The organism is Pseudomonas sp. NFPP25 (assembly GCF_900116505.1).
GTDB classification, from domain to species: Bacteria; Pseudomonadota; Gammaproteobacteria; order Pseudomonadales; family Pseudomonadaceae; genus Aquipseudomonas; species Aquipseudomonas protegens.
This window is the reverse complement of the sequence record NZ_FPBG01000001.1, coordinates 891,755-904,125: the sequence shown is the minus strand read 5'-3', so window position 1 is coordinate 904,125 and position 12,371 is coordinate 891,755. Positions and strand designations below refer to the sequence as shown.

General features: G+C 64.4%; 9 protein-coding genes. 7 read left to right on the top strand and 2 right to left on the bottom strand.

From position 1 onward, the window contains the following. Nucleotides 1-8: 8 nt before the first annotated feature. Together BM382_RS03800 and BM382_RS03795 are read right to left on the bottom strand one after the other, a co-directional pair. On the bottom strand, nt 9-908 hold the full coding sequence (locus tag BM382_RS03800; protein ID WP_011061221.1) for an SDR family NAD(P)-dependent oxidoreductase: 900 nt from the start codon (nt 906-908) through the stop codon (nt 9-11). Further along, entirely contained in the window at nt 895-2,463 is a 1,569-nt protein-coding gene (locus BM382_RS03795; RefSeq protein WP_072441901.1) for a flavin-containing monooxygenase, read from the bottom strand. The genes BM382_RS03800 and BM382_RS03795 overlap by 14 nt, the downstream gene beginning before the upstream one ends. A 268-nt stretch (nt 2,464-2,731) precedes the next feature. Between BM382_RS03795 and BM382_RS03790 the strand changes: the two genes are divergently transcribed. From BM382_RS03790 to BM382_RS03760, 7 genes are all read left to right on the top strand, one after another. After that, the gene (locus BM382_RS03790) at nt 2,732-3,727 is read left to right on the top strand and encodes an alpha/beta fold hydrolase (protein ID WP_072441899.1); all 996 of its coding nucleotides are present in this window, start codon (nt 2,732-2,734) and stop codon (nt 3,725-3,727) included. 295 nt (nt 3,728-4,022) lie between these two features. Then, complete coding sequence (locus BM382_RS03785; RefSeq protein ID WP_072441896.1) at nt 4,023-5,315, top strand: alkane 1-monooxygenase; 1,293 nt, start codon at nt 4,023-4,025, stop codon at nt 5,313-5,315. Nucleotides 5,316-5,456: 141 nt separating this feature from the next. Beyond that, nucleotides 5,457-5,948: an alkane oxidation protein activator PraA gene (gene praA / locus BM382_RS03780; protein ID WP_015635562.1), complete on the top strand. Its 492-nt coding sequence runs from the start codon at nt 5,457-5,459 to the stop codon at nt 5,946-5,948. Nucleotides 5,949-6,080: 132 nt separating this feature from the next. Further along, the gene (gene praB / locus BM382_RS03775; RefSeq protein ID WP_011061226.1) at nt 6,081-6,587 is read left to right on the top strand and encodes an alkane oxidation protein activator PraB; all 507 of its coding nucleotides are present in this window, start codon (nt 6,081-6,083) and stop codon (nt 6,585-6,587) included. A 122-nt stretch (nt 6,588-6,709) separates the two neighbouring features. Beyond that, entirely contained in the window at nt 6,710-8,158 is a 1,449-nt protein-coding gene (locus BM382_RS03770; RefSeq protein WP_072441894.1) for an outer membrane protein transport protein, read from the top strand. A gap of 278 nt (nt 8,159-8,436) precedes the next feature. Next, nucleotides 8,437-10,986 (top strand): acyl-CoA dehydrogenase, encoded by a 2,550-nt coding sequence (locus BM382_RS03765; protein WP_072441892.1) that lies wholly within the window; start codon nt 8,437-8,439, stop codon nt 10,984-10,986. A 30-nt stretch (nt 10,987-11,016) separates the two neighbouring features. Next, the gene (locus tag BM382_RS03760) at nt 11,017-12,369 is read left to right on the top strand and encodes a 3-oxoacyl-ACP reductase (RefSeq protein WP_011061229.1); all 1,353 of its coding nucleotides are present in this window, start codon (nt 11,017-11,019) and stop codon (nt 12,367-12,369) included. Nucleotides 12,370-12,371 lie beyond the last annotated feature (2 nt).

Here is a 12,371-nt window from a genome sequence, read left to right as displayed (position 1 = left end):
GGGCGGCACTACAGGCCGCGTTCGTCCTGGGGCTCGTAGACCGCCGGCCGCGTCTTGCCCGGCTTGGGCGCCATGCGCCGGCTGGCCCATACCACCAGGGCCTGGTAGGCACTGGGCAGCAAGCGGATGAACAGGTCGAGCAAGTGCGCGTCGCGGCCGATCAGCACCCGGCGCTTGTTCTTGCGCACCCCCAGCAGGATCACCTTGGCGGCGGTTTCGGCGGAGGTGATGAAGAGTTTTTCGAAGTCGTCCCGGGCCTGCTGTTCGTTGTCGATCAGGAAACCCTTGACGTTGTCGCTGATGCGGCTGGTGCGGGCGATATCCGTGCGGATGCCCCCCGGGTGCACGCAGGTGGCGGAGACCCCGTGGCCTTGCAGGTCCAGCTCCTGGCGCAGGGATTCGGTAAATCCGCGCACGGCGAACTTGGTGGCGTTGTAGCCGCTCATGCCAGGCTGGGAGAACAGCCCGAAGACGCTGGAGGTGTTGATGATATGGCCGTCGCCGGATTGCCTGAGGTAGGGCAGGAAGGCCTGGGTGCCGTGGACCACGCCCCAGAAGTTGACGTCCACTATCCACTCCAGGTCCGCCAGGCTCGAACCTTCCACGGTGCTCGACAGCGCCACTCCGGCGTTGTTGAAGATCAGGTTGATCTGGCCGTGTTCGGCGGCGCTGGCGGCGGCCCAGGCGAACATCGCCTCGCGGTCGCCGACGTCCAGTTCCTGGCTGCTGATGCGCAGCGGCAACAGGGTCGCGGCCCGGGCCTGGGCCACGGTCTGTGCCAGGCCCTGGGGGTTCTTGTCGGCCAGGGCCAGGTGACAGCCCTCACGGGCCAGGGCGACGGCCAGGGCGCGGCCCATGCCGGAGGCGGCGCCGGTGATGGCGGCGACTTTACCGTTAAAGTTTTTCATTGAGAGCGGCCTCTTCAAGGTGCAGGGGGCGCGCGGCGGCCGGTGCGGCGGCGGGCTGGGTGTGGGGCAGGTGGCTGGCCTGGTAGTCCTGCAGTTCGAAGTGCTGCAAGGTCTTCTTGAAGCTCCAGGTGGAGCCCGGCCAGAGGGTGGTGTTCTGCCCGCTGCGCGGGTCCAGGTACCAGCTGCGGCAGCCCCCGGTGGACCAGATGGCCCCGGCCAGGCGCTGCTGCAGGCGCTGGTTGTACTGGCTTTCGACCTGGGGCCGGACTTCGATGCTGGCGATACGTTCGCGCTGCATCTGGCCCAGGGCCTTGAGGATGTAGTCCACCTGGGCCTCGATCATCAGGATCATCGAGTTGTGCCCCAGGCCGGTGTTGGGGCCGACGATCATGAAGAAGTTCGGGAAGCCCGGCAGGCAGGTGCCCAGGTAGGCGTGGGCCCCCCGAGCCCAGCTGTCCATCAGGTCCTGGCCATGGCGGCCGAACAGCAGGCCCCGGGGGATCGGGTCGGTGGCCTGGAAACCGGTGCCGAAGATGATGCAGTCCACGGGGTGGCGGTTGCCGTCTGCAGTGATCACCGCGTCGCCGTCGATGCGCTGGATGTCATCAGTGATCAGCCGCACGTTGCCCCGGGTCAGGGCCGGGTAGTAGTCGTTGGAGATCAGGATGCGCTTGCAGCCGATGGTGTAGTCCGGGGTCAGGCGCTGGCGCAGCACCGGGTCGGGCACCTGTTTGCGCAGATGACGCAGGGCCACGCGCTGCACCACCTTCATCAGTCTGGGCCGGCGGGCGAAGGCGATCACCCGGCTTTCCAGGGCCCAGTACAGCGCCGAGCGCACCAGCCGCTGGGTGAAGGGCAGGTGCTTGAAGGCCCAGCGTTCCACCGCGCTGAGCTCGCGGTCGGGCTTGGGCATGATCCACGGCGGGGTGCGCTGGAACAGCTTGAGTTGAGCTACCCGCGGGGCGATTTTCGGCACGAACTGGATGGCGCTGGCGCCGGTGCCGATCACCGCCACCCGCTTGCCTTGCAGGGCGTAGCGGTGATCCCACTGCTGGGAGTGAAACCGCTTGCCGGTGAAAGTGTCGAGCCCGGGGATGTCCGGTATCGCCGGGCGCGACAGGCCACCCATGCCGGAGATCAGTACCCGCGCACTGACTTCCCGACCATTGCTGAAGCGCAGGTGCCAGCGCTCCCGGGCTTCATCGAAGACCGCCTGTTGCAGGCCCATGTTGAAGTGCAGGTAGGGCGCCAGGGCGAAATCCCGGGCGCAGTTTTCCAGGTATTCGCGGATTTCCGGCTGGGGCGCGAACTGCCGGGTCCAGTTCGGGTTGGGCGCAAAAGAGAAGGAATAAACGTGGGATTGCACGTCGCAGGCGCAGCCGGGGTAGTGATTGTCGCGCCAGGTGCCCCCCAGGGACGCGGCGTGTTCGGCGACGAAGAAATCCTCTATCCCCGCTTGCTTGAGCTTGATCGCCATGCACAGCCCGGCGAAGCCGGCGCCGATGATGGCGATGTCAACGACCTCGGGGTCGTTGGGTGGCGAGTACGCATTCATGGTGTGTACCTCGATTGTAATGATGCTGCTGGGTGACTTTCGTCAGTGGGTGAAAACTCAGGATTGCACAATTTAAAATAATGTTTTAAAAATTAATTTAAATAAATTACCTGAAAATGTCACCTGCGCTGGTCGCCTGTGGATTTTGCGGGGCTCATCCAGGCCATGGGTGAGGCGTCACAGGCGGCACCAGGCCAGGGCGACACGCCACACCGCCAGGTCATTCCGATCACGGGCGAACGGCGCAGGGAAGCTGAGGGGGCGGGTTATGGAGTGGCTGGTAGCGGCAGCGGTATTCCTGGCGGTCAGTGCGGTGCTCTGGGTGGTGAGTTTTCGTATCAACCGCCGGATTGAAAGCCAGGTTCCGATCAACGGACGCTTTCTCGAGGTCGGTGGCGAGCGCATTCACTACACCGATGAGGGCAGGGGCCCGGCGCTATTGATGATCCATGGCCTGACCGGCTGCGGGCGCAACCTGACCCACTCCCTGGCCCCGCAGCTGCGCGAACGCTTCCGAGTGATCACCATCGATCGTCCCGGTTCGGGCTATTCCACCCGGGCCCGGGGCGCCGCGGCAGACCTGCCGGCCCAGGCCAGCCTGGTGGCCAGGTTCATTCGCACCCTGGACCTGGGCCAGCCGCTGGTGCTGGGGCATTCCCTGGGCGGTGCGGTGGCGCTGTCCCTGGCCCTGGACCATCGGCAATCGGTGTCCGGACTGATCCTGGTGGCCCCCTTGACCCATCCGCAGCGCATGTTGCCGCTGGTGTTCCTGTCCCTGGCAGTGCGCCCGGCTTTGCTGCGGCGCTGGATGTCCCTGACCCTGGCGGCGCCCATGGCCATGCTCGGGCGCCGTGGCCTGGTCAAGTCGGTGTTCGCCCCGGACCCGGTGCCCGAGGATTTCGCCGAGCGTGGCGGCGGGTTGCTGGGGATGCGTTCGGACAGCTTCTACAACGCCTCCAGCGAAATCGCCGTGGTCAACCGTTCGCTGCCGGGCATGGTCAAGCATTACCCCAGCCTGAAGCTTCCGGTAGGGCTGATCTATGGCTCGGCGGACCCGGTGCTCAGTTACCGCCGGCACGGTGAGTCAATGGTCGGCAAGGTGCCGGGGCTGTCCCTGGAGATCGTCCAGGGCCGGGGCCACATGTTGCCCATTAGCGCAGTCGAGCGGGTGGTGGCCATGGTCCAGCACGTCGCTTCCCAGGCTGCGCCACAACGCAGCGCAACCATCCTGCACCCGCCGTTCGCGGCTTCAAGAGCAAGTTGAGGGCGTGGCGGGGGGCGGTTTCGAGCGCCCCTGCCGCGGCGTCGACAGCAGCTGTAAATGCTTCACGGGCGACATTCGAAACAAGCCGAAAAAATAGTTGACGAGCTAACGAACCCGAGCTATTTTTTTAAAAAAATGTTTTGAATGTTTTTTTTGAAAGTGCAATTGAGCGATTAAAAATAATGAAAATAACGCCATTTCACGCTTTTGTTTTTTCATCCCTTCACGCTCTGCACAGCGCAGCCGCGCTGTCCTTTATAGCACCTGTTTCGACTGCCATCCTGCGGAGGCTGCCATGACTGTTTCCGTGGCGGCACCCGGCGTCTGGACCGATAGCAAGCGTCACCTGTGGTGGCTGGGTACCTTGCCCATGATCACCCCTCTGCTGTCGGGGATCTTCGCCCTCACCACCGGGGTGCAAGTGTTCTGGTGGAGCGGGGTCCTGGTGATCTTCGGCCTGATCCCGCTGATTGACGGCCTGATGGGGGAAGATGCCAGCAACCCGCCTGAATCCGCCGTTCCCGATCTGGAAAAACAACCCTACTACCGCTTTATCGTCTACAGCTGTGCCGTGCTCTCGGTACTGTCTTTGGTGGTGACCGCCTGGATGGCCATCAGCGGGGTGGACTGGATCATCGCCGGCGGCCTGCTGCAACTGAGTGAACAACTGCACCTGCAAGGCAGCCTGGCGAGTTTCGCCGCCTTCCTCACCGAGCGTGCGCAACTGCACGGCAGTATCGGCTGGTTCACCTACCTGGGCATGGCGATGTCCACTGGCGCGGCCACCGGCATTGCCATCAACATCGCTCATGAGCTGGGGCACAAGAACCGCGGGATGGCCAAGTTCCTGGCCAAGCTGGCCCTGGCTTCGACCTTCTACGGGCACTTCTTCGTCGAGCACAACCGCGGCCACCATGTGCGGGTGGCCACCCCGGAGGACCCGGCCAGTTCGCGCCTGGGCGAATCCTTCTGGAGTTTCCTGCCGCGCACCGTGTGGTTCAGCCTGAGTTCGGCCTGGCATCTGGAAAGCCAGCGCCTGGAAAAACTCGGCCTGCCGACCCTGCACTGGAAGAACGGCGTGATCAGCGCCTGGTTGTACAGCGTGGTGCTGTGGGGCGTGCTGATCGCCTGGCTGGGGGCGGCGGTGATTCCCTTCCTGGTGATCCAGGGGATCTACGGCTTCTCTCTGCTGGAGGTGGTCAACTACGTCGAGCACTACGGTCTGCTGCGCCAGAAACAGCCCAACGGCCGCTATGAACGCTGCTCGCCGCGCCACTCCTGGAACAGCAACCGGATCGTCACCAACATCTTCCTGTTCCAGTTGCAGCGCCACTCCGACCACCACGCCAACCCGACCCGTGCGTATCAGGCCTTGCGTCACTTCGACGAGTCGCCACAGCTGCCCTATGGCTACGCCACCATGATCGTCTGGGCCTATGTGCCGGCCCTCTGGCGGCGCCTGATGGACCACCGGGTGCTGGCGCACTACTCGGGTGATGTACGCCTGGCCAACATGCACCCGGCCAAGCGTGACGAGCTGCTCAAGCGCTACGGCTTCAGCAACACCGATTCAGACACTGCTCTTTAGTTGTACCGCTCACCCCTTCAAGTGCTGGTGAACCGGTCGTGTTCGCCTGTGATGTGCCCGCTTGAAGGGTGAGCAACGCAGTAGGCAGTCCTTAAGCAAGTTGACCGACAACAACAATAAGCAACTGTAAGGAAGTCACGGATGTCTATTTCACCGCTATTCACTGCCCAGTTGTTCGTGGTCCTGGTGGGGATCTCCCTGATGGGCGCCGCCGAAGCCGCGCGCATTGAACCGGCCAATACCGAGTTCACCGCCAAGGGCCCCATCAGCTTTGCCAAGAGCATCATCAATGCCGACTGCACCATCCAGGTCAGCGGCAAGGTCAGCCCCGACGGCAGCTTCGCCAGCGTCGAGAAAGTCGACTTCAGCGGCGGCCTCAAGTGCGGCCAGGTGGAAGCCACGCACCTGCCCTGGAAGCTGATCGCCAAGGACGAAACCAGCGGCGCCATGTCGGGTATCCAGGTCACCGTGCACGCGCCCCTGGTGGGCGGCGACTGCGGGCCGTCCACCGCCGAAGGCAGTTGGAACAACAGCACCGGAAAACTCGAAGCGGCCCAGGTCAGCCTCGACGGTGGCTGCACCATCAAGACCGTATCGATCCAGATGCCACCCACGTTCCGGGTTGCACCCTGACGCGCACGTCACACCTTTATCGAATTGAAGATTTGGCTGGAAAGGGAAGCTCGGTCGCTGTTCTCCGTGTCGTCTCGCTCAAGGCCATTACCCCGGCGAAATGAATCGCCATACATGTGAGGAAAAACAACAATGAAAGGCATCAAAACTCTCGTGTCCGCCACCGCCATCGTTGCCTGCTTGGGAGCTGCTTCCATGGCCAGCGCTGCATCCATCGCCATTGATGGTGCGAACCCGGATGGTCCGTTCACTACCCCTGGCGGCACTATCACCGTGCGCTCGCCGTCCTCGTTCAACCAGCCCGTGACCTGCAACATCAACTTCAGCGGCAACATCGCCGGCGGCGTGGCCAGCATCACCGGCGCCACCGTCAGCGGCAGCAACGCGCTGTGCAACCTGCCGAAGATCACTGGCTTGCCATGGACCCTGAGTGCCTCTAGCACCACCGCAGGTACCGTGACCAACGTGGGTTACACCATTTCCTTCTTCCCTGCCACCAACTGCGGTCCGACCACCATCAACGTGGCCTGGAGCAACGTGACTCACTCGCTGAGCCTGAGCACGCCTCAGACCCTGAGCGGTGGCTGCTCCGTGGATGTGCTGAACGCCAAGCCGTCGCCACAGGTCAGCGTGATTTAAGCGTTATCTGGAACCAAGGGCTGATCACCCGCTGAAGGACACCGCCTCGCAAGAGGCGGTGATCTGCAGATCAGGAGGGCCCTGTAGTGTCGGTTGCTATCGATAATAATAAGGAGTGGGGCATGAATAATAAGAAACAACAGTTGCAGATCGCGGTGGCACTCGCCCTGTTGGGGGGCTTTGGTGCGATCGGCACTGTTCAGGCAGGCGGCTTCACCACGCCTACCTACGGCGCTCCCGGATGGGGCCGGGCCTTCGGTGGTGGTTCGTTGTTCAAGAACGACCCCAGTGCGGCTTACAACAACCCGGCGGCCATGGCGTTTATCGATCAGAACGTGGCACAGATGACGGTCGACTACGCCCGCATCAAGATGAAATACAAAGGCGATGCCTACGATTATCAAGGGAATCCGGCCACCACCTTGCCGGTGGATGCATCCGGCGTCCCCACCAGCGGTCCGGTGCCCCTGGAGGGCAATGGTGGCCAGGGCGGCTTCACCGCCTGGTTGCCGACCGGCTTCATGGTAATGCCGATCAACGATCAGTTTGCCTTCGGCCTGAGCCAGGTGGTGCCCATGGGCATGCGCAGCACCTGGGATAACGACAATTCCAAGATCCGCGACTTTTCGGTGGATACCAAGATCGAGACCGTGGGCCTGACCGGCTCGCTGTCGTTCAAGGTCAATGACGACTTCTCCCTGGGTGCCGGGGTCATCGTCCAGCACAGCAAGGGCTTTGTCAGCCAGAACCTCAACCTGACCGGTGCCGCGGCGGTATCTCCCGGCCTGGGCGGGATCCCGCTGCCATCCGGCGTCGGGGCGAACCTGATGCGGGTCAAGGTGGACAATACCTCGGTAGGCTGGTTCACCGGCGTGGTCTGGAAACCCACCGACCGCGACACCCTGGGCCTGAACTACCACGCCAAGATCAAGAACAAGATGGACGGCAAGTACAACGTGCGTGCCGACGCGGTAGGTCGCCAGTACATGACCCAACCGGCCGGGCCCAATGGTGAAAGCCTGGTGGAACTGGCCTATCCCGGCCTGAAGCTGAACCCGGATGGCGCCAACGCCAGTGCCCAGCTGGACATTCCAGCCTCCGCCGGGCTGGACTGGGTGCACGTGTTCGATGACCGCTTCACCCTGGGTGCCAGCATGCTGTGGACCCAATGGTCGTCGTTCAAGGACCTGACCCTGAAGTCCGATGGCAATACCCTGGTCTCCATCCCGTACAAGTACAAAGACACCATGATGTATTCCCTGGGTGGCGACTACCGCTTCACCGACCAGCTGACTCTGCGGGCCGGTGTGGCGTACGACCAGACACCAACCCGTAACAGCACACGTGACCCGCGGATTCCCGACAACGATCGCTGGTTCACTTCCCTGGGCTTCGGCTATGACATCAGGGCGATCCCCGGCCTGACCATCGACGGCGCCTATTCCCGGCAATTCGTCAAGGAAGCCAAGATCAAGACCCAGAACGTGGACCGTCTCGGTGCCTCGCGCCTGGATGGCAAGGCCGACGCCAAGGGCGAGGTGGTGAGCCTCTCCGCGACCTATCACTTCTGAGGGTAAAGGCTTTACCCACGCCTCGAGATAACGGCAGTACAAAGGGATTGTGCTACTGCCGTCGGCGGGACGGGTCACCTCAGGACCCGTCTTGACCTGCCATTTCCCCAAGCCCTGGCTGACATCGTTCGGCCGTTGTGCGTTGCTGAAATCACTCAAAACAATATTTAAAAATAAAATTTGAAACGAGGCAGTTTCCTTTGTAGGGTGATCTTCGAGGGGCCGGCACAACGCCCAGGCTCCAAGTGGTCGTCTGCATAGAACAAGAGAGGTATTCCATGATTGTCTGGTTATTGGTGGGACTCGCCGCTGCGTTCGCACTGGCCTATCGGCAGGCCCCGGCATCCTGGTGGCTGGGCTCGGCCCTGGTCTGGCTGGGGGCAGGGCACTGGTTGGGCCTGGTGGGCTCGCTGGGCATCAGCCTCGCGGTGCTGCTGGTGGTGCTGCCGGCTGCGCTGCTGAGCGTCAAGCCGCTGCGTCGGGCCTTGCTCACCCGTCGTGCCCTGGTCATGTTCCGCAAGATCATGCCGGCCATGTCCGACACCGAGCGCGCGGCCATCGAATCCGGCACGGTCTGGTGGGATGCCGAGCTGTTCAGCGGCAAGCCCGACTGGTCGCGCCTGATAGGCGCCGCGCCGGCCAGCCTGAGCGCCGAAGAGCAGGCGTTCATGGACAACGAAGTGGAAACCCTGTGCGACATGGCCAACGACTGGGAAACCACCCAGGTCTGGCAGGACCTCTCGCCCAAGGCCTGGCAATACACCAAGGACGCGGGTTTCCTGGGGATGATCATTCCCAAGCAGTACGGCGGCAAAGGCTTCTCCCATTACGCTCACTCCCAAGTGGTGATGAAACTCTCCACCCGCTGCTCGGCGGCGGCGATCTCGGTGATGGTGCCCAACTCCCTGGGCCCGGCCGAACTGCTGCTGCACTACGGTACCGAGGCCCAACGCCAGCATTACCTGCCGCGCCTGGCCCGGGGCGAAGACATTCCCTGCTTCGCCCTGACCAGCCCCTATGCCGGCTCCGACGCCGGGGCCATTCCCGATACCGGCGTGGTCTGCAAAGGCCAGTTCGAGGGCCAGGAAGTGCTGGGCTTCCGGGTTACCTGGGACAAGCGCTACATCACCCTGGGCCCGATCGCCACGGTGCTGGGCCTGGCGTTTCGCGCCGAGGACCCGGACGGCCTGCTGGGCACCCAGGGCAGCCTGGGGATCACCTGCGCGCTGATTCCCACCACTCATCCCGGGGTCAATACCGGGCGTCGCCACTGGCCGCTGAACGCGGTGTTCCAGAATGGCCCGACCACCGGCAAGGATGTGTTCATCCCCCTGGAATGGGTGATCGGCGGTGGCGACCAGGTGGGCAACGGCTGGCGCATGCTGATGGAATGCCTGGCCGCCGGGCGCGCCATTTCCCTGCCCTCGGCCAACGTCGGCCTGGGCAAGGTGGCGGTGCGCGGCACCACGGCCTACGCGGCGATGCGCAAGCAGTTCGGCCTGCCCATCGGCAAGTTCGAAGGGGTGCAGGCGCCCCTGGCCCGCATGGCCGGGCACCTGTATGCCTGCGACGCGGTGCGCAAGGTCTCGGTGGCGTCCCTGGATGCCGGCGAGAAGCCCTCGGTGATCTCGGCCATCGCCAAGTACCACGTCACCGAGCGCGCCCGGGCCATGGTCAATGACGGCATGGACATCGTTGCCGGCAAGGGCATCTGCATGGGGCCCAACAACTTCCTGGCCCGGGCCTACCAGCAAAGCCCGATCGCCATCACCGTGGAAGGCGCGAACATCATGACCCGCTGCCTGATCATCTACGGCCAGGGGCTGATCCGTTGCCATCCCTATGTCTTTCGCGAGATGGAAGCGGCCCGGGATACCGGGCGCAAGGGCCTGGAAGCGTTCGACAGCGCGATGTTCGGCCACATCAGCTTCGTCTTCGCCAACACCGTGCGCGCCGCGGTGCATGCGGTCACTGGCGGGCGCCTGATCAAGGCCCCGAGCAACACCGACAAGGCCCTGGCCGGCTACTACCGGCAGATCCAGCGTCTGTCGGTGGTGCTGGCCCTGGCCTCGGACATTTCCATGGGCGTGCTGGGCGGTGCCCTCAAGCGCAAGGAAAGCATCACCGGGCGCCTGGGGGACATTCTGTCCCAGCTGTACATCCTGTCCTGCGTGTTGAAGCGTTTCGAGGACGATGGCCGGCCGCAGGCCGACCTGCCGCTGGTGCACTGGGCCGCCCAGGACTGCCTGCTGCGGGCCCATGAAGCCCTGGCCGAAGTGCTGGACAACTATCCGTCCAAGGCTGCCGCGCGGATCATCCGTGGCCTGAGCTTTCCCCTGGGCATTCCCCAGCGCAAGCCGTCGGACCGCCTGCTGGCGCAAGTCGCCGAACTGGTGCAGACCCCGGGCCCGACCCGCGACCGCCTGCTGGCCGACTCCTACATCCCGCAGCCGGACATCGACAAGCTGGCCTATGGCGAACTGGCGTTCCGCCTGCAGCCACAGGTGGACCTGATCGAGGCGCGGCTCAAGCCGGCGATCAAGCAGGGCAGCCTGGCGCCGTTGCCGATCTCCCGCGAGGCCTTCGTGATCTGGCGGGTCAAGGCCCTGGAGCTGCAGCTGATCAGCCCGGACGAGGACGAGCTGCTGGGGCGCTATGTGGAATACGGCGACCACGCGATCCAGGTCGACGACTTCCCCCAGGACTTCGGTCTGCTCGAAGCCCTGCAACAGCGTCAGGCGCACTTCGAGCAAAGCGCCAAGCCGGCCTCGCGCAAACGCGCGGCCAGCAGCGAAGACGCGGTGGCCGCCAGCGATTCGGCCTATTGACCCTCTACTGGATTGGATCGGGATCTCTTTATGTCTGACGGTTATCTTTCGTTCGTCAATTCCGGCTGGGGCCGCTGGCTGGCCCAGCGCACCGGCCTGCCGCAACCGGTGCCGCTGCAACGGCACCGCGAGGGGCAGGGCGGCAACCTGCTCAACCCGGTGGTCCTCGCCGCAGCGCCCGAGGGGCGCCTGCTGGGCGAGCTGCAACGGATCTTCGCCGCCACCGACACCGTGGCGGCCCAGGCCGCAAGCATCACCGCGCCTTCTACGGTGAAGGTCCAGGGCCTGGTGTTCGATGCCAGTGGGGTGGCCGACATCGCCCAGCTGGACGAGCTGTACCGCTTCTTCCACGCCAATGTGCGGCGCCTGACAGCCCACGGCCGGGTGCTGGTGCTGGGTACGCCGCCGGAGCACTGCAAGGAACTGGCCCAGGCGGTGGCGCAACGGGCCCTGGAAGGCTTCGTGCGTTCCCTGGGCAAGGAGCTGCGTCGGGCCATCACGGTGCAGTTGCTGTACGTCGAGCCCGGCGCCGAAGCCGAGCTGGACAGCAGCCTGCGGTTCTTCCTGTCGCGCCGCTCGGCCTATGTATCGGGGCAGGTGGTGCGCATCGGCGAGCCGGTGGAAGTGCCCCGGCACATCGATTGGCAACAGCCCCTGGGCGGGCGCCGGGCACTGGTCACCGGGGCCTGCCGCGGCATCGGCCTGGCCATTGCCAAGGTCCTGGCCCGGGAGGGCGCCCAGGTGGTGTGCCTGGACATTCCCCAGAGCGAGGCCGAGCTGCAGCAGGCGGCTGCCGGGATCAAGGGCAGCGCCCTGGCCCTGGACATCACCGCGGCCAACGCCGGGCAACGCTTGCTGGAGTTCGTCGGCGAGCACGGCGCCTTCGATATCGTGGTGCACAACGCCGGCATCACCCAGGACAAGACCCTGGCGAAGATGACCGAGGCAGCGTGGCGCAAGGTCATGGCGGTCAACCTGGAAGCGCCGCTGCTGCTCAGCCAGGCGCTGCTGGAAGGCCAGGGCCTGAATCCCGGCGGGCGCATCGTCTGCGTCTCGTCGATTTCCGGGATCGCCGGCAACCTCGGGCAGAGCAACTACGCCACGTCCAAGGCCGGGGTCATCGGCCTGGTGCAGAACCTCGCCCCTTTGGCGGCGCGCCAGCAGATCACGGTCAATGGCGTGGCCCCGGGTTTTATCGAAACCCAGATGACCGCGAAGATCCCGCTGATGATCCGCGAGGCCGGGCGGCGCATGAACTCCATGAACCAGGGCGGGCAGGCCGTGGATGTGGCGGAAACCATCGCCTGGCTGGCCCATCCGGCCTCCGGCGGGATCAATGGACAGGTGGTCCGCGTCTGCGGGCAAAGCCTGTTGGGGGCCTGAGC